Annotated in this window: 19 protein-coding genes and 4 tRNA genes; 7 read left to right on the top strand and 16 right to left on the bottom strand. The window is 66.3% G+C overall.

Features of this window, described 5'->3' with window-relative positions:
- Positions 1-21 precede the first annotated feature (21 nt).
- The 4 genes from ACYVDK_RS04945 to ACYVDK_RS04930 all read right to left on the bottom strand — a co-directional run bounded on the left by ACYVDK_RS04945 (position 22) and on the right by ACYVDK_RS04930 (position 5274).
- Positions 22-2163, bottom strand: a complete 2142-nt coding sequence (locus tag ACYVDK_RS04945; RefSeq protein ID WP_460518791.1) for a 3-hydroxyacyl-CoA dehydrogenase NAD-binding domain-containing protein — start codon at positions 2161-2163, stop codon at positions 22-24.
- Between the two features lie 8 nt (positions 2164-2171).
- Entirely contained in the window at positions 2172-3371 is a 1200-nt protein-coding gene (locus ACYVDK_RS04940) for a thiolase family protein (RefSeq protein ID WP_460518788.1), read from the bottom strand.
- A gap of 117 nt (positions 3372-3488) precedes the next feature.
- Positions 3489-4685 (bottom strand): ribonuclease D, encoded by a 1197-nt coding sequence (locus ACYVDK_RS04935; protein ID WP_460518785.1) that lies wholly within the window; start codon positions 4683-4685, stop codon positions 3489-3491.
- Positions 4678-5274, bottom strand: coding sequence for a DUF3000 domain-containing protein (locus ACYVDK_RS04930; protein ID WP_460518782.1), 597 nt, complete (start codon positions 5272-5274; stop codon positions 4678-4680). The genes ACYVDK_RS04935 and ACYVDK_RS04930 overlap by 8 nt, the downstream gene beginning before the upstream one ends.
- 83 nt (positions 5275-5357) lie before the next feature.
- Between ACYVDK_RS04930 and ACYVDK_RS04925 the strand changes: the two genes are divergently transcribed.
- Positions 5358-6551, top strand: coding sequence for an alpha/beta hydrolase family protein (locus ACYVDK_RS04925; protein WP_460518779.1), 1194 nt, complete (start codon positions 5358-5360; stop codon positions 6549-6551).
- A 13-nt stretch (positions 6552-6564) separates the two neighbouring features.
- On the opposite strand, the gene ACYVDK_RS04920 is transcribed toward ACYVDK_RS04925, so the two are convergent.
- Positions 6565-7005 (bottom strand): SufE family protein, encoded by a 441-nt coding sequence (locus tag ACYVDK_RS04920; protein WP_460518776.1) that lies wholly within the window; start codon positions 7003-7005, stop codon positions 6565-6567.
- Between the two features lie 43 nt (positions 7006-7048).
- On the bottom strand, positions 7049-7951 hold the full coding sequence (locus ACYVDK_RS04915) for a sulfurtransferase (RefSeq protein WP_460518773.1): 903 nt from the start codon (positions 7949-7951) through the stop codon (positions 7049-7051).
- Between the two features lie 303 nt (positions 7952-8254).
- On the opposite strand from ACYVDK_RS04915, the gene zapE reads away from it, so the two are divergent.
- A complete protein-coding gene (gene zapE, locus ACYVDK_RS04910) occupies positions 8255-9307 on the top strand; it encodes a cell division protein ZapE (RefSeq protein WP_460518770.1) in 1053 nt (350 codons plus the stop codon).
- A 186-nt stretch (positions 9308-9493) separates the two neighbouring features.
- Positions 9494-10768 (top strand): ammonium transporter, encoded by a 1275-nt coding sequence (locus ACYVDK_RS04905; protein ID WP_460518768.1) that lies wholly within the window; start codon positions 9494-9496, stop codon positions 10766-10768.
- A 77-nt stretch (positions 10769-10845) separates the two neighbouring features.
- Here ACYVDK_RS04905 and ACYVDK_RS04900 read toward each other — a convergent pair.
- A tRNA-Val gene (locus tag ACYVDK_RS04900) sits at positions 10846-10918 on the bottom strand.
- 191 nt (positions 10919-11109) lie between these two features.
- On the opposite strand from ACYVDK_RS04900, the gene ACYVDK_RS04895 reads away from it, so the two are divergent.
- The 3 genes from ACYVDK_RS04895 to ACYVDK_RS04885 all read left to right on the top strand — a co-directional run bounded on the left by ACYVDK_RS04895 (position 11110) and on the right by ACYVDK_RS04885 (position 11428).
- Positions 11110-11182 (top strand) — tRNA-Gly (locus ACYVDK_RS04895).
- Positions 11183-11244: 62 nt separating this feature from the next.
- Positions 11245-11318 (top strand) — tRNA-Cys (locus ACYVDK_RS04890).
- A gap of 38 nt (positions 11319-11356) precedes the next feature.
- Positions 11357-11428: transfer RNA gene (locus ACYVDK_RS04885), tRNA-Val, on the top strand.
- A gap of 102 nt (positions 11429-11530) precedes the next feature.
- Here the strand turns inward: ACYVDK_RS04885 and ACYVDK_RS04880 are convergent.
- The 9 genes from ACYVDK_RS04880 to ACYVDK_RS04840 all read right to left on the bottom strand — a co-directional run bounded on the left by ACYVDK_RS04880 (position 11531) and on the right by ACYVDK_RS04840 (position 18850).
- Positions 11531-12535: a hypothetical protein gene (locus tag ACYVDK_RS04880; RefSeq protein ID WP_460518765.1), complete on the bottom strand. Its 1005-nt coding sequence runs from the start codon at positions 12533-12535 to the stop codon at positions 11531-11533.
- 183 nt (positions 12536-12718) lie between these two features.
- Positions 12719-13519, bottom strand: a complete 801-nt coding sequence (locus ACYVDK_RS04875; RefSeq protein ID WP_460518762.1) for a hypothetical protein — start codon at positions 13517-13519, stop codon at positions 12719-12721.
- Complete coding sequence (locus ACYVDK_RS04870) at positions 13519-13809, bottom strand: hypothetical protein (RefSeq protein ID WP_460518760.1); 291 nt, start codon at positions 13807-13809, stop codon at positions 13519-13521. Before ACYVDK_RS04870 ends, ACYVDK_RS04875 begins: the two co-directional genes overlap by 1 nt.
- A 601-nt stretch (positions 13810-14410) precedes the next feature.
- Complete coding sequence (locus tag ACYVDK_RS04865; RefSeq protein ID WP_460518757.1) at positions 14411-15766, bottom strand: AAA family ATPase; 1356 nt, start codon at positions 15764-15766, stop codon at positions 14411-14413.
- On the bottom strand, positions 15756-15944 hold the full coding sequence (locus tag ACYVDK_RS04860) for a hypothetical protein (protein ID WP_460518754.1): 189 nt from the start codon (positions 15942-15944) through the stop codon (positions 15756-15758). The genes ACYVDK_RS04865 and ACYVDK_RS04860 overlap by 11 nt, the downstream gene beginning before the upstream one ends.
- Before the next feature lie 220 nt (positions 15945-16164).
- On the bottom strand, positions 16165-16518 hold the full coding sequence (locus ACYVDK_RS04855; protein ID WP_460518751.1) for a helix-turn-helix transcriptional regulator: 354 nt from the start codon (positions 16516-16518) through the stop codon (positions 16165-16167).
- Positions 16519-16911: 393 nt separating this feature from the next.
- Complete coding sequence (locus ACYVDK_RS04850; protein WP_460518748.1) at positions 16912-17202, bottom strand: DUF2510 domain-containing protein; 291 nt, start codon at positions 17200-17202, stop codon at positions 16912-16914.
- Between the two features lie 137 nt (positions 17203-17339).
- Positions 17340-17693 carry a hypothetical protein gene (locus ACYVDK_RS04845; protein ID WP_460518745.1) on the bottom strand — a complete coding sequence of 118 codons (354 nt, stop codon included), beginning with the start codon at positions 17691-17693 and terminating at the stop codon, positions 17340-17342.
- A 20-nt stretch (positions 17694-17713) separates the two neighbouring features.
- Positions 17714-18850, bottom strand: a complete 1137-nt coding sequence (locus tag ACYVDK_RS04840) for a tyrosine-type recombinase/integrase (protein WP_460518742.1) — start codon at positions 18848-18850, stop codon at positions 17714-17716.
- Positions 18851-19264: 414 nt separating this feature from the next.
- Here ACYVDK_RS04840 and ACYVDK_RS04835 point away from each other — a divergent pair, with 414 nt between their 5' ends.
- Entirely contained in the window at positions 19265-20584 is a 1320-nt protein-coding gene (locus tag ACYVDK_RS04835; RefSeq protein WP_460518740.1) for an alpha/beta hydrolase, read from the top strand.
- The last annotated feature ends 114 nt before the right edge of the window (positions 20585-20698 follow it).

The following is a 20698-nucleotide window of genomic DNA, read 5'->3' as shown; positions in this document are numbered from 1 at the left end:
GCGTTATCGATGGATGACGCCCTACGCGCCGACGCCCTTGAGCACCGGGCGGTGGAACGTGCCGCCGAAAACCCGCTCGCTGGCACCCACCCTGTCGAGGTAGGGCGTGATCCCGCCCATCTGGAACGGGAAGCCGGCACCAAGGATCATGCAGAGATCGATGTCTTCCGCGGCCGCTACGACGTGGTCGTCCTCGAGCATGCGGTGGATCTCGTCCGCCAGGCCGTCCTGAAGTCGCGTCAGGATCTGTTCCTCGGTCAGCGGGTTGTTTCCCACGGTGATGACCTTCAGCGCTCCCTTGTCGAAGCCCTTCACGTTGCCCTTGCCGTCTTTCTCCAGCAGCTTGCCGTAGTCCACGAGCTTGTGCAGGTTATCGCTTCGATGGAAGCGGTCGGGGAATGCGGCGTGGTGCGTATCGAGCACGTGGGCACCCACCCGGAGTCCCACCAGGTCGAGCAGCACGGAGGGAGCCATCGGCAGGCCGAGCGGCGCGATCGCCTTGTCGACGGCCTCGAACGGCGTGCCACTGTCGACCGCGTACATCGCCTCACCGAGCAGCTTGGCCAGAACCCGGTTCACGACGAACCCGGGCGTGTCGGCCGTGATCACGGCGTTCTTCTTGAGCTTGGCCGCAGTGGTCATCGCTGTCGACAATGTGGCGTCATCCGTCTTCGACGCCTTCACGACCTCGATCAGCGGCATCACGGCGACGGGTGTGAAGAAGTGGAAGCCCACAAGACGCTCCGGATGCTCGAGCTTCGCACCGATCTGGTCGACCGAGAGGCTCGACGTGTTAGTAGCCAGCACCGCTTCGGGCGAGACGATCTTCTCGATCTCGGCGAAGACGTCCTGCTTGACGCCGAGTTCCTCGAAAACCGCCTCGATCACCCAGTCGCAGTCAGCGAACTCGCTCTTGTCGGTCGTGCCACGGACGAGTGCCCGCAGCCGGTTCGCCTCGTCGGAGTCGATGCGGCCCTTGCCGAGCAGCTTTTCGATCTCGTCGGTGATGTGGGCCACGCCCGTCTCCACGCGCTCCTGATCGATGTCGGTGATGACCACGGGCACCTGCAGTCTGCGCAGGAAGAGCAGAGCGAACTGGCTGGCCATGTACCCGGCGCCGAGAACGCCGATCTTGGTGACCCGCTTGGCGAGCTCTTTGTCGGGAGCACCGGCCGGCCGCTTAGCGCGCTTCTGCACCAGGTTGAAGGCGTAGATGGATGCCTGCAGCTGGTCCCCGGCGATGAGATCGGCCAGCGCATCGTCTTCCAGGGCGAAGCACGCCTGCTTGTCACCGCTCTTCGCCGCCTTCAACAAGTCGAGCGCTTTGAACGGGGACAGCGGAACCGTACCCAACTTGGATGCCACCTGGTCGCGCGCGATCTTGATGGCGATATCCCACTTCGCGAGGCGCTCCAGCTTGCCGGGCGTGTTCTTGCCCTCCACCTTCTCGGTGCCGTTCAGAACGGCGCCGACGAACTTGATCGAATCCTCCAAGAAGTTCACCGGGGCGAAGAGGCGGTCGGCGATGCCGAGTTCGAGGGCATCCTGCGCCCTCAGCATGCGGTTCTGCTTGAGCGGATTCTCGATCACGACTCGCAGAGCGTTCTCGATACCGATCAGATTGGGGAGCAGGAACGTGCCGCCCCAGCCGGGCACGAGGCCGAGGAAGACCTCGGGCAGGCCGATCGCCGCGGCGGAGGCGTCGATCGTGCGGTAGTCGGCGTTGAGCGGTAATTCCAGGCCGCCGCCCAGCGCGAGCCCGTTGATGAACACGAAGCTCGGCACACCGAACAACGCCTGCTTGCTGAGCACGAAATGGCCGAGCTGGGCCAGCCGCTTCGCGATGTCGCGGCTCGGCACCTCGGCGACCTTGGAGAGGTCGGCACCGGCCGCGAGGATGAACGGCTTTCCGGTCGTCGCCACTGCATGGATCTCACCGCGTGACGCACGCTGCGTCAGCTCGTCGTAGGTCTTGCCCAGTTCGAGCAGCCCGACCGGACCGAACGTGTTCGGGCGGGTGTGGTCGCGTCCGTTGTCGATGGTGACGAGGGCGAGCACCTTGCCGGATGCCAGCTTCACGTCGCGCACGTAGTTGTGCGTCACCACCTCGTCGTCGGCGAACGCCAGCAGGTCGGAGAAGTCGATCTTCGAATAATCGGTCACGCGCTTGCTCACTTTCCGTACTTCTTGTGGTGCGGGTTCTCCCAGATCACCGAGCCGCCCTGGCCGAGACCGACGCACATGGCGGTCAGGCCGTAACGCACCCCGGGGTGCTGTTCGAACTGGCGCGCGAGCTGGATCATCAGCCGCACCCCGCTGGCGGCCAGCGGATGACCGATCGCGATCGCGCCGCCCCACTTGTTCACCCGCGGGTCATCGTCGCCGATGCCGAAGTGATCGAGGAAGCTCAGAACCTGAACGGCGAACGCCTCGTTCAGTTCGAACAGGCCGATGTCGCCGATGCCCAGACCCGCGTTCTTCAGTGCGCGTTCCGTCGACGGAATCGGCCCGATGCCCATCACCTCGGGCTCCACGCCTGCGAAGGCGAACGACACCATACGCATCTTCGGCGAGAGGCCGAACTCCTTGGCCGCCCGCGACGAGACCAGCAGCGAAGCAGTGGCGCCATCGGTCAGGGGGGACGCGTTTCCGGCTGTCACGCGTCCGTGCGGGCGGAACGGCGTCTTCAGTGTCGCCAGACCCTCCATGGTGGTGTCGGGGCGCATGCCCTGGTCTTCGGTGGCCAGCCCCCACCCGGCCTCGCTCCGGTACGACACCGGCACCAGGTCCGCCTGGATGTCGCCGGTCGCGTATGCCGCGGCGAGCTTCTGCTGACTGCGCATACCGAACCGGTCGGATCGCTCCTTCGTCAGTTGCGGGAAGCGGTCGTGCAGACGCTCCGCGGTGTTGCCCATATTGAGCGCCGCCGGGTCGACAAGTCTCTCGGCGACGAATCGCGGATTCGGATCGACGCCTTGGCCCATCGGGTGATGACCCATGTGCTCGACCCCACCCGCGATGACCACGTCGTACTGGCCGAAGGCGATACCGGATCCGGTGGTCGTAACGGCGGTCATAGCGCCCGCACACATGCGGTCGATCGCGAAACCGGGCACCGTCGTGGGCAGCCCGGCGAGGATCGCCGCCGAGCGTCCGAGGGTCAGGCCCTGGTCGCCCTGCTGGGTCGTCGCGGCGATCGCGACGTCGTCAACCCTGTCCCTGGGCAGACCCGGATTGCGCTCGAGCAGTCCGACGATCGACTTCACCGCCAGATCGTCCGCACGAGTGTTCCAGTACATGCCCTTGTCGCCTGCCCGCCCGAACGGGGTACGTACCCCGTCCACGAACAGCACGTCAGCTCTTTCGGCCACTTCGCCTCCCCTTCCAGGTCACCAGAGGCCTCGCAGCAGGAGACACCTACGCCCGAAACCTCTTACGCAATAGATCCTAGAAACCGGGCCTGAGCACGGAGAATCGCTTGCGCGTTCCTACGAACCGGATTCCGACGACCCGACAGGGGATTGGCCCGCTTCGACAAACGCTGCGGCAACGATGCCCGCCGTGGCCCGCACCTGCCAGGGGCGGGCATCCGCGTCGCGCATCGCCGCGGCAATGGTCGCGGCGTCGACGCTTTCCGGCGGCGACCAGGCGAGGCGGCGAAGGGTCTCGGGGGAGAGGAGGTTCTCGACAGGCATCCGCAGTTCCTCCGCTCGTGCGATGACCGCGGCACGTGCCGCTCTCAGCCGCTCGTTGGCCTCCGGGTTGCGGTCGGCCCATGCACGGGGCGGTGGAATGCTGTCGCCGCCTGAACGCAGCACAGGAAGGTCGTCGGTGGTACGACCTCGGTTCACGGCATCCCACCACCGGTCGATCTCGGTGCGGCTGGCGCGCCCGGTGAACTCGCGCAGCGCCGCCAGGTCGCGCTTGCTCTCCGGCATGGCTTTGGCCACCGCAGTGATCGAGACATCCGGGAGCAGCCGACCGGGCGCGATGTCTTTGCTGCGGGCGAACTCGTCTCGGGCGTGCCAGAGCTCCCTTGCCACCGCGAGATTGCGCAGCCCGCGGATCGAGTGCACGCCCGACAGCCGCCGCCAGGGCTCGTTGCGTGCCGGCTTCGGCCCGCGCGCAAGCTCGTAGGCGAACTCCTCTGCCGCGATCTCCTGCTTCTCGTCCTTCAGCAGAAGCTCCTGCTCGGCCTCCATCAGGTCGACGAGAAGCTCCACATCCAGCGCTGCATACGTGAGCCATGGGGCCGGAAGCGGGCGCGTAGACCAATCGGCCGCCGAGTGCTCCTTCGCCAGATGGATGCCGAGCAGTTCCTCCACGATCGTGGCCAGCCCCACCCGCGGAAAGCCGAGCAGCCTGGCACCGAGTTCCGTGTCGAACACGGTCGCCGGGTCGAGCCCCACCTCACGTAGGCAGGCGAGGTCCTGGCTGGCGGCGTGCAGAATCCACGGCACGTCGCCGACCGCATCCTGCAGCGCAGAGAGTTCGCCGAGTGCGGGCGGATCGAACAGGAAGACTCCCGCTTGGCGCCGGAACATCTGTATGAGGTACGCGCGCTGCGAGTACCGGAATCCGGACGCGCGCTCGGCGTCCACACCCACAGGACCCGTGCCGGCACGCAGCGCATCCACCGCATGGCGGTATTCGGAAGGCGAGTCGACGACGTGGTACTCAGTCACGCGAGGTTCTCCGCTGGGTGAGGAGTCGAACCCCGTCAGGCAGCGGAGGGATGCCTGCGAGCATGCACAGCAGATCGCCCCACGCCTCGACGTGAGCGTGCATGTCGAAACCGCCGGGAGTCCACGATGCACGCAGTTCGATCTGTGCGCCGTCGCCCTGCGTGGCCAGTTCCCCGAAGCCGGTCGAGATCACCTTCGTCGCCGTACCCGACGGAGAGGTGTAATCTGCGCCACGCGTCTCGAGCGCATCGATCAGCCACGACCAAGCGACGTCGGCGAGGAACGGGTCGAGCCCGATATCCGTCTCGAGCGGAGCCTGTGCGAAGCAGACGACGCGAAACGTTCCGCCCCACTCTTCGGGTGCGGAAGGGTCGTAGAGCAGTACGAAGCGGCCGGTGCCGAGATCGGAGTCCCGGCCGTGCCTGACCGGGGCGATGTCGGCGGCCAGTGCGACGGCGTACGGCGCCAACCCTGCCGGCGCAGGGATCTCGTCGATACTCAGTTCCTTGCGAGCATCGGAACCACGCACGGAGTCGGCCGCGGCGGCGAACTCCGCAGGGATGCCGGGGGCCGCGGGTGTAGGGGACACCTTGGCAGACTAGAGTTTCGGCTCGGGAGTTGACCGAAGGCACGCCGCGTCGTTCGGCCACCTTCGCGCCGGAGGGAGAGTCGATGGGTCGGCCGACCAAGGTTCTGGTTCCGTTCGCAGTCGCCGGCGCCATCGGGGTCGCGGTCGCGGCCGGTTACGTCACGGCCGCGACGGTGGTGGCCAAGATGGTGGTGACGCCGACCAGGCGCAAACGCGACGATGTCGGCATCCGTGCCGTCGCATCCGATCTGTCCACACTCACGCTGACCGGCAGCGCGGACGCGCTCCGCGTTCCCGGTAGGTACGGGCTCTGGTTCTCGAGTGATCGCGGCTATGCGCGCATCGGCGACATCGTCGCGCTCGCAGACGACGGATCGGTCACGCGGAAGGTCGAGTCCGTCGTCTGGGGCGATCTGCACACGGCACGGAGCGGCCGGCTCAGCAGTTGGTACTACGCCTCACCCAGCGACCTCGGTCTTCCTGTCGAGAGCGTCGATGTGGCCGTCGACAACGGGACTGCTCCTGCCTGGCTCTTCCCCGCGGAGCGGTCGGCGGATCGGTGGGCCATCCATGTGCACGGGCGGGGCACTCAACGTCAGGAAACGCTCAGAGGCATCCCTGTGTTTCACGAGAAGGGCTTCGCCTCCCTCGTCATCAGCTACCGCAACGACGGCGACGCACCGGCCAGCCCAGACGGCCGCTACGGACTCGGGTCGACGGAGTGGAGGGATGTCGACGCCGCGATCGCCTATGCGGTCGCCCACGGCGCGCGCCACGTGGTTCTGGTCGGCTGGTCGATGGGCGGCGCCATCGTACTGCAGGCTTCCGTTCGCTCACCGCATGCGGACAGCGTGCGCGGGATCGTGCTGGACTCGCCGGTCGTGGACTGGTTGGAGACACTCGACTTCCAGGCCGGCCTGATGCGGCTGCCGCGTGGCGTTGCGCAGGGCGCGCTCGTGCTGCTCGACTCGGCGTGGGCGACCGGCGTGGTCGGGCAGGATGCCCCGGTCGGCCTCGCCGGACTCGACTTCACCGTGCGCGCCAACGAGTTGAGCACCCCGGTACTGCTGATGCACAGCGACGACGACGGGTACGTTCCGCCAGATGCTTCGTACCGGCTCGCCGAAAGCCGGCCGGACATCGTCACATTCGTGGGGTTCGGGCGGGCGAAGCACACCAAGCTCTGGAACTACGACCGCGATCGCTGGACGTCGGCTGTCTCGTCATGGCTCGACGAACTCATCGTGTCACTGGACCTGACGCAGGACCCGGCGTAACGCCGGTCCTGCGTCAGGCGCCGCCCTTCAGCCGCACCTGATGCTTGGTGCGGCCGAGCAGGGCGGTCATGCCGCGCACCCGCAGGGGCGAGACGGCTTCGGTGAGACCGAGTGCTTGCGGGTAGTCGTCGGGAACATCGAGCACCTCCGCGGCCGTGAGGCCCGCGAGACCCTGGGCGAGGATCGAGGCGAAGCCCCTCGTGGTCGGCGACTCCTTCGGAGCGGTCGCGAAGAGATGCACGATCCCTTCCTCGTCGACCTCGACGAAGATGAACACAGGGGACTGACACTCGACGACACGCTCGAAGAGGTCCGGATGGTCGCGATAGCGCTCCGGGAGCTCAGGCAGTTCGTTGGAGAACTCCAGCAGCAACTGCAGGCGGTCACGGAGTTCCAGCGCGAGGAACTCCTCCTTGATCTCCTGCAGCGTGGCGGGGAGCGTGGCGTTCGTCATCAGGCTTCTATTGTCTCAGACGGGTCCGGTTGTCGCAGTCGGGTCAGGCTGCCGGCGCTTCGCCGCGTTCTGCGCCCTTCACGATCGGCACTCGTACGGCGCTGCCCCATTCGGTCCAGGAGCCGTCGTAGTTGCGTACCTTGCTGAATCCGAGCAGGTGTGTGAGCACGAACCAGGTATGGCTCGAGCGCTCGCCGATCCGGCAGTACGCGATCACGTCATCGCCGTCCTTCAGGCCGGCTTCGCCCTTGTAGATCGCCTCGAGCTCGCCACGATTCTTGAACGTGGCATCCGGCGCCGCTGCGCGCGCCCACGGAACGGATGCCGCCGACGGGATGTGACCGGGGCGCAGCGCGCTCTCCGTGGGATAGCCGGGGATCTCGGTGCGTTCTCCCGTGTACTCCTCGGGTGAGCGCACGTCGATGAGCGGGCTGCTCCCGAGACGCGAGAGCACGTCTTCCTTGAACGCGCGCACCTTGGAATCGTCGCGCTCCACCACCGGATACTCCACCGCCTGCGTCGGCGACGCCTCGGTCGTGATCTCGCGGCCCTCAGCGATCCACTTGTCGCGCCCGCCGTCGAGAAGACGGACATCCTCGTGGCCGAACAGCGTGAAGATCCAGAGTGCGTACGCGGCCCACCAGTTGTTCTTGTCTCCGTAGATCACGACGGTGGTATCGCGGGTGATTCCCTTCTCTCCGAGCAGTTGGGCGAAGCGCTCGCCCGAGACGAAGTCGCGAAGCACCGGGTCGTTCAGGTCGGTGTGCCAGTCGATCTTGACGGCGGTAGGGATGTGTCCGGTTTCGTACAGCAGCACGTCTTCGTCGGATTCCACCACCGCGAGCCCCTCATCGCCGAGGTGATCTGCAAGCCACTCCGTGCTCACCAGCCTCTCGGGATGTGCGTACTCGGCGAACTTCGCGGAATCGTCGAATCCCAGGGTCATGGTTTCCTCCTCGTAGTAGGGATGCTGCATCATCAGGGCGGAAGCGCCTCGGGCTATCGCGGCTGCGCCGCTCAAAGGCTCAATCGGCTCGGCGATGCGAACAAGCTCGCATCACTCTCACCTCAATCGCCTCTATCCCGGCTGCGCCGCTCAAAGGCTCAATCGGCTCGGCGATGCGAACAAGCTCGCATCACTCTCACCTCAATCGCCTCTAGGCTTGACGCCACGTCCCTCACGCGAACTTACGCGCGACCGCCTGGCAACCGCAGGGGCTCTGTAAGACTTCGACACGTAAGGAACTGGATGGCCGCGCACGCGCTTCCCGCCGCCGATCGCCTCACCGAAGTGACGCCGTCGATCACGGGCCGCGAGATAGTCGCCGAGCTCGTTCCGCCGCCGCAGTTCCACACTGCCACGTTCGAGTCCTATCGTCCCGATCGGGACTTCCCTTCTCAGTCCGCCGCGGTGCAGACGCTCCGATCGTTCGCGCGCGCCTGGGAGCCGCCGCAGCCGGGCGGCTTCTTCGGCTGGGGTCGTAAGAAGATCCAGGAGCGCAAGCCGGGCGTGTACATCGACGGCGGCTTCGGCGTGGGCAAGACGCACCTGCTCGCCGCGTTGTGGCACGTCGCTCCTGCACCCAAGTACTTCGGCACGTTCATCGAATACACCGCACTCGTCGGAGCCCTCGGCTTTCAGCCGACGATCGACCTGCTGCGCGGCGCGAACCTGATCTGCATCGACGAGTTCGAGCTGGACGACCCCGGCGACACCATGATGATGACCCGCCTGCTCGGCGCGCTCGTCGGCACAGGTACGCGCATCGCCGCCACATCGAACACACCCCCTCAAGCACTCGGCGAGGGGCGATTCGCGGCTTCGGACTTCCTCAGAGAGATCCAGTCGCTGTCGTCGCACTTCGAGACGGTGCGCATCGACGGTCTCGACTATCGCAGGCGCGATGTCTCCGGTGCCGCTGCGACGGTCGATGACGGCACTCTGGAGCGGGTCGTCGAGGCGATCGCTGCCAGAGGGGAGAACGTGACGGCCGACCATTTCCGCGACGTCGTCGATCACCTGGCCACGGTGCATCCGTCGAAGTACCTCAAGCTCATCGCCGGTGTCGACGTCATCGCACTCGCCGACGTCGAGCAGCTTCACGACCAGATGGAGGCGCTGCGTTTCGTCGCCTTCGTGGACCGCGTGTACGACGCGGAGATCCCGATCGTCGCCAGCGGCGTGCCACTGAACGATGTCTTCGACGCCGAGATGCTGCAGGGCGGTTACCGCAAGAAGTATCTGCGTGCGGTTTCCCGACTCATCGCGCTGACCTCCGGCGAGCTCCCGCCGCACGACTGAATCCCCCCGTCTCACCGCGAGGACTGCGAAACACGCTGTTTACAACAGCACTTTCCCTGTAACGGGCGCGAAACACACGCACCTCTCTCACGAAATCTGCCGGCAGCAGACTGACGACACCTCACCTGGCATCCGGCACTCGGGGTCACGGTGATGGCGACACGATATTCGTTAGAGGGAGACCCCATGTTGTTGCACGCAGCGGCCGCCTACGACGCGCAGACGAGTGTCAACTCGCTGTGGCTGCTCGTCGCAGCAGCACTCGTTCTGCTCATGACACCCGGCGTGGCGTTCTTCTACGGGGGAATGGTCAAGGCCAAGAGCGTCATCAGCATGATGATGATGAGCTTCGGAGCCATCGCCATCGTGGGTGTTCTCTGGGTGCTGTACGGCTATGGGCTTGCGTTCGGCAAACCGCTCATTCCTGGATGGCTGGGCACTCCGGACTGGGGCCTGGCCAGCCTGCTCGGCAAGGACGGCACGACACCGGACCTGAACGGCCTCGCGTTCGCGGGATTCCAGGCCACATTCGCCATCATCACGGTGGCGCTGATCTCCGGCGCCATCGCCGACCGCGCCCGGTTCGGCCCGTGGATGGTCTTCGCCGGCATCTGGGTGACGCTCGTCTACTTCCCGGTGGCGTTCTGGGTGTTCAACCTCGGCCACGGCTGGATCGCGCACACGCTGCACGTCAACGACTTCGCGGGCGGCACGGCGGTGCACATCAATGCGGGCGCCGCGGGTCTCGCCCTGGCGCTCGTACTCGGCAAGCGGGTCGGGTTCCAGAAAGGCATGAGCAAGCCGCACAACGTTCCTCTCACCCTGCTCGGCGCAGCGCTCCTGTGGTTCGGCTGGTTCGGGTTCAACGCCGGTTCCGAGACAGCGGTCGATGGAGTCGCCGCACTCGCGTGGATCAACACGCTCGCCGCACCCGCAGCCGCGACCATCGGCTGGCTGATCGTCGAGCGCATCAAGGACGGCAAACCCACCTCGATCGGTGCCGCGTCCGGCGCCGTCGCCGGACTTGTGGCGATCACCCCGGCCTGCAACATCCTGACACCGTTCTGGGCGATCGTGCTCGGCCTCCTGGTCGGAGCGGTGTGTGCGTTCACGATCGAGATGAAGTTCAAACTGGGCTTCGACGACTCGCTGGACGTCGTGGGCATCCACCTCATCGGCGGCCTCATCGGAACGCTCTACATCGGCATCTTCGGCCTGACCCACGTGGACGGCGACCCGACGAAACCGTACTCGAGCCTGCTGTACGGCGGCAGCTTCCTGCAGCTCGGCGCGCAGGCCATCGGTGCGTTCAGCGTGATGATCTACTCGTTCGCACTGGCCTACGCCATCGGCTGGGCCATTCAGAAGACCATGGGCTTCCGGGTGAAGACCGCGGACGAGATCGCCGGCGTCGACACCATCGTGCACGGCGAGGAGGGCTACGTGCTCGAGAACGTGTGAGCGCGTGGACTACGCCCGACGAAGAAGAAGGACCCGCGTCTGCGGGTCCTTCTTCTTCGGTGTGGGTTACTTCGGTGTGGGCGATACCGGACTCGAACCGATGACCTCTTCCGTGTGAAGGAAGCGCGCTACCAACTGCGCCAATCGCCCGCGGGCATTCCATCGCCGGACGCCGCGGCTACCGATACTAGTCGACGATAAGGTCACCGCGCACATCGCCGAGCGCTCCGGGCGAGTCCCATTCGACGACACGCGCGACGGGCAACACGCGTCCCCGGTCGGTTTGAACATCGGATGGATGATCGGCTACAGTTTCAAGGCACGCAGAAATGCGGGCGAACGCGGATGTGGCGCAGTTGGTAGCGCATCACCTTGCCAAGGTGAGGGTCGCGAGTTCGAGTCTCGTCATCCGCTCGAGTGTGTGAGTCGGCCGCAGGCCGATGCATGGATGTGGGAAGCCACACACGAACCCACACGGTGGCGTGGCCGAGAGGCGAGGCAGCGGCCTGCAAAGCCGTATACACGGGTTCGAATCCCGTCGCCACCTCCACTCTCGACCTAGGTCGGATAAAGCAACAGCCTTCACAGGCGCGATTGGCGCAGCGGTAGCGCGCTTCCCTGACACGGAAGAGGTCACTGGTTCGATCCCAGTATCGCGCACTTACTAAATGCCAGATGAGGCCCGGTTTTCCGGGCCTCTCTTGGTTTCCGTGCCCACTATGTGCCCACTTCGGCGCATGTTTCCGTTTCCGCGCGCGGCGATCAGGCGGCCGGGAGGCTGTTCCGGAGCGATTCGAGGTCGACATGTGCCCACGGCTTGTCGCTCGGCTCGCAGCCGGTCACGCACCACGCCTGGAGGCCTCTGCCGATCGTCACCCGGTCGCGTCCGAAGTAGTCCGCCTGGCCGATCTTGACCGTGACGTTGAGGTAGTCGAACACCGCCCACTCGAGAGCGTTCTTTCCGAGGGCCGTCGCAGAGTGGCGCTCCATCGAGGCGCTGCACGCCGGGCAGAGGTACCCGCGCAGCGGCTCAGGGCGGCCTCTGCCGCCGAGCGTGGCAGCCTGACCGCTCCGCATCGTCCCCCACGGGGCAGCGTCCCTGTCGGTGACCCTCACGGCGCGCACGCCGCACAGCAGGCACCCCCGCATGGCCGCATGCACTCCTTCGCTCGCTGGTGGCTCCACGAGGGCGGCCGAGAACGACCGGGCGCGCAGGAACCGCGCGTAGGCAGCTCTCAGAGCGTCCATCCCGGCCTCTTCGAGGTGTCCCCAGCGCCCCACCGCCGTGGTGTCCGGCTGTACTCCCAGCCTGAGCACCGGCACGAAGCGGTCGGACCACTTCGCCGCTGATCCGATCGGCCCGAGGTTCTTCATCGCCAGGCGAAGCTCCCTGATCGGCGCCCGGTCGAGGTGGTCATCGATGCCCAGGGCCTCAAACACCATCAGCACGCAATCGATCACCTCGTCGCCATACGAGCGCGAGCCCAGGCTGTGCGCGAGCACCGGCCGGGCGTCCAGAATCGCCACGGCACGCCTCCGGCGCGCCTGGCAGGCGTCGCAGACCGCCATGGGAATCTCGACGCCGCCGAGTTCCCTCTCGAACACCTTCGTGCCCACTGGATACTCCATCCGGGTCGGCACGATCATCTCCGAGCGTGCCAGAGCATCCGTCACGTGTACCCCGCAGTCGCGGCAGGCAAGCACGGTGCGACCCGAGTCAGCCCACTTCCTCGGGGTGCCGATGCCGCCGATTCCACTGGTCTTCATCGCTGCTGGTGCCCTCTCTGGTGGTGCTGGACCTTCCGCCCCGGTTGAGCAGCCCTGAACGGCTCAGCGCTCCGAGGCGGAAGGGGCTTGTCCTGCGGCGTGAGCTTGGCTGCATCCGCGCTCTGCGAGCCGGACGGCTTCCGGGTCTGGCGGCGGCGGCTCTTCTTGCGGCTCATGGCTGCCTCACCACCACCGCTGTCCCGGCGCCAGCTTCGAGGCCAGCGCGTCGCCGACCTGGACGTTCTGCAGCGGCTGCTCCTGCTGCTCGTCGTCCGCCGGCGCGGCGGGCTGCTGCACCTGCGTGATGTCGCCATCCGCGACGATCCCGAGGATCTGGCCGTTCTGGTCGAACGCGAACTGCTCGCCCTTGCCGGGCTGCTGGACCTTCGCGGGGTCCGTCGTGCCGATGACCTGGCCCGCCTGATCAAACAGGACCAAGGGGGTGGCGCTGCTGGCTGCAAACCGCCCGCGTGTGAGGTGGACGCGGGAAGCGAGCGAGCGGGCCAGGTCATCGCTGGTCCTCCCACCCCGAGCGCCGTGGGCGGCGTCGGAGCCTCCACTCGGGGCAGGAGGAGTCGTGGACCTCCCACCGCGGGGGCCGGGCAAGTGGCTCCCCACGGCAGGAGGGGTCTGTGGAGCGCGGTTGTAGCTGCGCATGGTCATCTCCACTCGTGTGGGCTTCTGGATCGAGGAGAAGTCGGCAGGCTTGCCGCACCCGCAGTCATCGGAGGCAGCGGCGGAGAACGTCTGCGTGACAGAGCCGTCCCTGCCGACGCCGAGGTGCGCGGTGGGGGCCAGATGCTCCGGCACATCTGCCCGCAGACGGGCGTGGGCGCGCTGACGGGCCGCTCTGCGGCTCTCGCTCTCACCCCGGCGCACATCGTCCTCGTACACGCTCTCCAGGTCCTCCACGGCAGAGTGCGTGACACCCTGCGCGATCGTGGGGCGGGAGTTCGACGGGATTATCGGCTGGTCGTTGCTCATCAGGACTCCTCCGGGACGTGACGCGTGTACGTGCGCCGATGACGGTTCTGTGCATGGTGCAGCTCGACGTTGCGCACGGCACCGGCCCGGGAGGCAAGCTCTCCGAGCTCGACGGGCGGGCGCTGCTCACGAGCGGCCTGTGCGCCTGCCAGGGCGACGCCGAGGTCCCAGCGCGCGCCGCAGAAGCCAGCGACGGGCGGGTTGCAGTACTGATCGGGCGGTGTGCCGCAGACCGGGCAGGGGATCGAGAGCGTGGCGGCGATCCGGGCGGCCGAGTTGGTTGCGGACATGGGCAGGCCTCTCGTTCAGGCCCGGCCCTACTGCCAGCGGCGATCCTCACGCGCTCAGCCGTCGTCACGTGGTGCTAGTTGGCCCGATCCGGTATTACCCCGCCGAGAGCCCAGTGATTCCGTGGAGCGCTACGACTATCATATCTCAGAGGCGATACTGTTTTATGCCCGTTTCACGGAGGAGACCGGATGCCCGAGAAGGAGACCGAGGAGGCCGTGGAGCCTGCCGATCCTCGGCGCACTATGACCTTGACCGCAACGACGCAGAGCTTCAGCTACCAGCCGGCACTCCCGGTAGAGCATGGTCTATGGTCGCCCTCATCCCTTCGGGCGTTTGCCTCCTGGCGTCGAGTTCACTGACCAGTTTTCGTTCCCGTTTCTAAACGGAAAACGAAACGAACCGAGCTTCCGTTTCCGTTCGGCCGCAACACGTCGCTGCGCTCCGTGTCACGTCGCTGCGCTCCTGGATCACGCACACGTGCGGCGTCGTGTGGTGGTGCAGTGCAGTGCGGAGGTCGAAGACCGCAGCACGCACGCACCACCACACGCACGCCGTTCGTTTCGTGTGGGCCTAAGAAACGAAACGGCAAACGGACGGGCATCAGGTCTTGTTGGCGTTCATCCACGACTGCCACTGAGGACCCTTGAACCAGCCGTTCCCGCGCTTGACGATCACCCCGAGGTTCACGAGCGTGTCGCGCCGGTTCCCGAGGCTTGTGAAGTCCCCGCGCAGCGCGTCCCGTATGGCGGTGTACGACTTGCCCTCGTTGTCGGCGACCCACTGTGCCATGGCGATCATGTGATCCGTCTCCCTGACCACCCCGCGCCCGAATGCCTTCATCGGATCAGGAGCCTTCAAGAGCAGGGGGCCGCCACCTCCGAACTCGAAGTCCGCCACGGTTTCACCCTCATCGAGCTCGCCGTCCCGGTCCTTCGCTGCAGCGAGGTGGCCCTCGCCGGCAGTGCTCTTCGAAATCTTCGTGTCCCGCGACACGAGGAACATCGAGTCCGCAAGGGCGCCCTTCGCCTGCGAGCCGATGGGATCCATCGCCTTCGAGGGGTCGGCGCCGTGCGGAAGGTGGTCGATCATCGAGACCAGTGCGTCGGGCCACTGCTGCGCGAGCCGTCCGGGGAAGTGCTGGAACCACTGCGCAACGTCACTCATGTCGAGCGGATTCAACCGATAGGGTGCCATCGCAGCCTGCACGGAGTCGATCACAATAGCGGCCGGCCCCTGCATGCCGTAGAGCTCGATGAGTCTCCTCACTATGCCCTCGGAAAGCGGTCCGGTGGCCCTCACCCGCGCGATCAGCTTTCGACGAGGATCGTCAACATTGACCCCGAACTGATTGAACAGCCGATGCAGCCGATCCTTCGACCGGTCCTCGCTCATCTCGAAGTCGAACAGCAGGCTCGGGCGGCCCTGTTCGGCTAGTTGTACGAGCATGAGGTACTCGATCCAGGTCTTCATCGAGCCCCGACGGCCGAAGACGAACGAGACACCCGACCGGACGAGATGCTGCCCGGTGTCGAGCCGCAGGAATGCGGGCACGCGCTCGGGCTTGGTCGGGTCGTAGTCGGCCGCCGTGGAGAACTCCCACCGCGCGGCCTCTATCTCCGCGTCCTCCTCGGCGATCTCCTCATCGGCGACTCGCCTAATCCTGGCATCAAGCTTGCGCTGGTCCACCTGCTCCCTCAGTCGTGCGCGCTCGCGGTCGTGCTCGATCTCGTGCTGCCGCTCCCACTCGGACACCGCGTCGACCAGCTTGTATCTGGCCTCGCACTCCTCGTAGTCGTCGGCCTCGTTCACCCAGTCCTCGGGGTTGTTCCCACCAGCCCAAGACACGACCTCCATGGGCGGGATGGGGACACCCAGGTTCTTCAGCCGCTTGACGACGACGGAGTGAGCGAACGGGTCACCAGGCGCCTCACCTAGAGGGACGATCTCAGCGCTCATCCGTGCTCCACCCCTCAAGCTCATCGAGCGCGATCTCGTACGCCTCATCGTCGAGCAGGCGGCCCAGAGCGATGGTCTGGGACAGCAGCAGCAGCGCTTGAGCAGTCGACCCTGCGTCCGCGACCATGCTCTCGGGATCGGTTGCGATCGCGCGCAACCTCGAACGAAGGTCTCTCATCGGCTGCTCACCGCCTCAAGGTCATCGAGTACGGCCTGGTACGCCGTGCGCATCTCGTCGCGGATCAGGCGGGCTCTCGCCTTCCGGCTGAGGCGCGGCGGTGACGGCGGAGCGGGCCTGATCGAGTTGGCCAGCTCGATGGCGCAGTCCAGGCAGAACTTGGCGTTCGTAGGGACGCCGCACACCGCGCAGGTGCGCCGGGTGCGGGGGAGTGCGGCGCTCACAGGTCGCTCCCGTCGCTCGCCAGCCCCTCGTGGGCCTGTGAGGCGGGCTCGACCGGCACGTCCGCAAGCTCGGCCCGGACGCGCAGCGGCTGCGGCTCCGACAGGTCGACGATCCGCGCGTTCGGCCCGAACGGGGTCAAGGTGCGCGGCGCGACGGTCGGGATCATCTGCATGGCACGCATCACCTCGTCGAGGTCGAGGCGGACACCACGGGTGCCGGGGATGCGGTAGGCCGGGTAGAGACCACGGCTGATGTGGTTGCGGATCGTCCGAGGCGTGCAGGCGAGATAGTTCGCCAGGTAGGCAGGCGTCACCAGACGACGGCGCGGAGAAGGGTTGACAGTGGACATGGGATGACTCCTGAAGGAGCAGGCGCCCAACGAGGGCACGCTTCGTCATCCGTTCTGCTCAACCGGGTCCGGCTGCCGGTATCTGACCGGCGGCGACGTTAGCTGGCGAGGTCCACGCACCCAGACAACTGAACGGTCCGTCTCCGGGGGAGGTAGCGGCGGCAGTCCCTGACTCGCCTTCCGCTCGTTTCCAATTCTACCGGGTGGGCCAGGTGCCCGTCTACGGCTCTGAATGCCGCTGTGCGGCGTGCTGCCGCGCGTTTCCGAGCGGTGCAGCTTCCCGGCCGTCGGGTGGTTCACGAGCGCTCACGTTGCCGTTTCCAGTTCGGCGATCACGAAGGCCCAGACAGCACGATGCCCGTCCCTTCCAGGGGCGGGCATCGGATCGAGCGATCAGGCGTGCCAGTAATGGTTGGGGCTGACCGAGTAGTAGATCACCCAGATCAGTGGGATCACGAGCAGCACCGACGCGATGATCCAGCCAGTGAGGCTGTGGCCCTTCTGCTCACGGGTATAGCTGACCGGCATCTTGTTCGCCTTCCGGCCTGCATACTCGACCTGAACCGGTGCCTGCTGTGCCGGTGCAGGGGCAGCCGTCGGCGCGTAGCGATCAGTCCACTCCACGCCGTCCCACCACCGCTGGCGTCCTGCTCCGTCGTCGTACCAGCCTGCGGGCGTGCTCATGTATCTCTCCTTGTCGCGACCACCTGATGGGCAGGCCAGGTCGGGTATGAATCGCGATCACGATAGTGGTACACGGCCAGCCACAGCTACGACCGCACTGTCCCCAATACGGGTGCACCAGCACACCGAGCCCAGCCTCAGAGGAAGTCGAACAGGCCAGGCGCGGCCCAGTCGTCGGGCTCCGCCGGCTTCGCGTTCACGAGGACGAGCCCGGTCTGCATGATCCACATCGTCAGTCCGCCGAGCGTCACACCACGGAACGATCGGCCGCGCCACTCGCGCAGGTAGTGGTGGTGCAGGATCAGGCTGAGGAGCGCGTCATAGCCCGCCTCGCGGTGCCCGGCGGCGGCGTCCTTGCGCAGCGTGTAGTGGTGCGGGGCGCTCGGCATCGTGGAGGCGTAGACCCAGCGAGCACCGGCGACGAACTCGCGCGCGGTCGTCACGAGGGCGTCCGGCGCATCGAGCCGGTAGTGATCCGGTGCCCCTGCCATCGGCCTGAGCACCGGATAGCTCACTGGGCGTCCCTGCCCGCGTGATGCGCGTCGTACAGCGCTGAGAGACGGTTGGCGACCTCGGCGTCGCGGTCAGCCGCGATGTGCTGATACCTCATCGCCGCGCTCGCCGTGGAGTGCCCGAGGCGACCCATCAGCTCAGCCAGCGTCGCACCTGCAATCGCCGCGTTCACCGCTCCGGTGTGCCTGAGGTCGTGGAACCGCAGATCGGGCCGTCCGGCCTTCTCGCGGGCCGGGTAGAACACCCTTGCGAGGCTCGACTGCCGCAGATGCGCGGCCGGGTCGTTCTTCGAGGGGAACAGCAGGCCCTCGGCACCGGGCGCGGTGTGCTGCAGCAGGTGCTGGCGTAGTTGGGGGAGAAGGAACGGCGGCACATTGACGTCACGGACGCCGGCCGCCGTCTTCGGCGTGTCCACCACGAACTTGCCGTTCACGAGGGTGACGCCACGGCGCACGTGCACCACGCCGCGCTTCGTGTCGATGTCCTTGCGTCGAAGCTCGGTCAGCTCGCCGTAGCGCAGGCCGCACCATGCTGCCAGCAGCACGAGCATCCGATAGCGAGGCGGCATCGCGTCCGACAGGGCGTCGAGCTCGTCCAGCGTGGCAGGCTCGACGATGTGCTTGCGCTCGACGGCGCCAGCACCGCGGATTCGAGCCGGGTTCTGGGCGAGGCGGTAGTCGTCTACGGCGCTCGCGAGGATCGTTCGGAGCAGGCTGTACGCCTTCGCCCGGTACGTCGGCGTGTCCACGGCGGTCTTGTCGTACCAACGGTCAACGTCGTCCCGCTCGATGCTGTGGACCGCCCTCAGGCGGAACGTGGGGAGCAGGAAGCGATCGAGGAGGTCTTGGTAGCCCTCGCGGGTCTTGGGCTTCAGTGCCCGGCCCTTCACCTTGCGGTTCTTCAGCCACCGCGTGGCGTAGTCCTCGAAAGTCACCGCCATCGAGGCCGCGTGCTGCTGTGCCTGCCACACGCCGCGGCTGACGTCCGCCTCCTGCTGCGCGAGCCAAGCATTCGCGTCGCGCTTCGTCTGGAATGTCTGGGGCGCGGGGCGGCGCGTGCCGTCCGGAAACGAGAAACGTGCCTGATAGCGGCCGGATTTGAGCTTCCGGATGGTGCCCTCGGCGGCTCTCGGCATCGTTTCCGCTCCCTTCCGGCGTGCCCACTATGTGCCCGTTTCAGTTACACCTAGCTTACACCAGATGCCGCTAGATTCCATCTCAGAAATGGCCTCTGACCGGCTACTTCCGCACAATTCCGGGGGAGCGCAGATGACGCTAGATTCTCTTTCGATCCCAGTATCGCGCACAGAGATTCGCAGAAGAGGCCCGGAGTTCCTGGGCCTCTTCTGCGTTTCCCGCGTTTCATCCACGAGGCCGTTTTCATCCACGAGGCCCGCTCGAGGGTTGTCCCGCTCGGTCTCACTAACCCGGGATTCACTCGGAATCTGGATAGCCACCGATGATCGAACTCTCAGCCTGACTGACCGCGCCGCGCAGGTGAGCGCGACCGTCGGCGCATACCGTTGGATCCGACCACGAGGGGGAAAGCCATGGACGCACTGCTGACGACGCAGATCATCGGTGGGCCCGTTCCGTGGATCCTCTGCGTTCTGTCGGCCGTCTTCGTGCTTCTGCTCGTTCTGCGCCGACCAAGCTCACGCTGGATGATCCTCGCAGCTGCAGGCATTCTCGCGGGAGCGCTCATCGCGTTCGTCTTCGTGTTGATCGCCGACGCCACCGCGGCATTCGAGATCCCGCTGCCGACCGAGGTCGCCACATGGTGCATTGTGACCTTCGCCGCCGTGGGACTCGCCATCGTCAGTCTGTGGAAGACGCGGTGGAGGAGGCGGGCGATCGCGGTCGCGGCGATCGCAGTGTTCGCCATCACCGGCACCGTGCAGGTGAACGCTGTTTTCGGCCTCAATCCCACCGTCGGCGATCTGCTCGGCATCGTCGTGCGGCATCCGATCACGCTGCCCAAGGCGCACGCCACGTCGTCACCCACCAGCAACGAGCCCCTCGCCGCAACGTGGGTGGCACCGCACGACATGCCTGCCGTGGGAAAGGTGGGCACGGTCACCATCCCGGCTACCGTGTCGAAATTCCACGCCCGTGCGGCCGGGCTCTATCTGCCACCGGCGGCTCTGGTGAAAGACGCGCCGGCGCTGCCCCTGGTCATCATGATGATGGGATATCCGGGTACGCCGAATCCAGCCCCGATCTCCGCCGTCATGAACCAGTTCGCGAGCCAGCACAACGGGCTCGCACCGATCGTCGTGGTTGCCGACCAGATCGGACCAGGCGGCGACCCGGCCTGTGCCGATTCCGCAGCCCGCGGGAACGCCGCCACCTATATCAAGACCGACGTGCTCGACTGGGCCAAGTCGCACCTGCACATCATCCAGAACCCGCGATACTGGGTCATCGCGGGCTACTCCAACGGTGCTACGTGCGCCGTGAAGTTCGCGGCACAGGAGCCGGATGTCTTCCGCAATGTGCTCTCCGTGTCACCGGAGGAGTACCCCGGCATGCACTACTCGCAGACGGTCATCCAGTCGGTATATGCCGGTGACCGCGCCACATGGGAGGCGGAGAAGCCGGAGGCGATCCTCGGCGCGCATTCCGGTTCCTACTCCGGAGTCGATGCGGTGATCACGACCGGGGCTCTGGACACGGCCTTCGGCCCGGCGACCCGATCCCTCGCCGCCTCGGCAAAGGCTGCGGGAATGCAGGTAACGCTGTTGACCATTCCCGGAGTCGCTCACGTCGGCAAGAACCTCGCCGATGGGTTGACGGCCGGTTTCGCCCGACTCGCTCCGGTACTGGGCCTCGCGGCATCCTGCGACGGATGCTCCGAAGCTGCAGGCTGACGCCCAAGCGCGTGCGGGGGCTCGTCGGGCCCACCCCGATTCGCCCCTAAAGTGGAACGGCATCCCTTTTCACCCGCCTACCCATTCAGGAGTCGAAAGTGCCGGACGGTTTCG

The organism is Humibacter antri (assembly GCF_054777235.1).
This window is presented reverse-complemented; position numbering and strand designations above follow the sequence as displayed.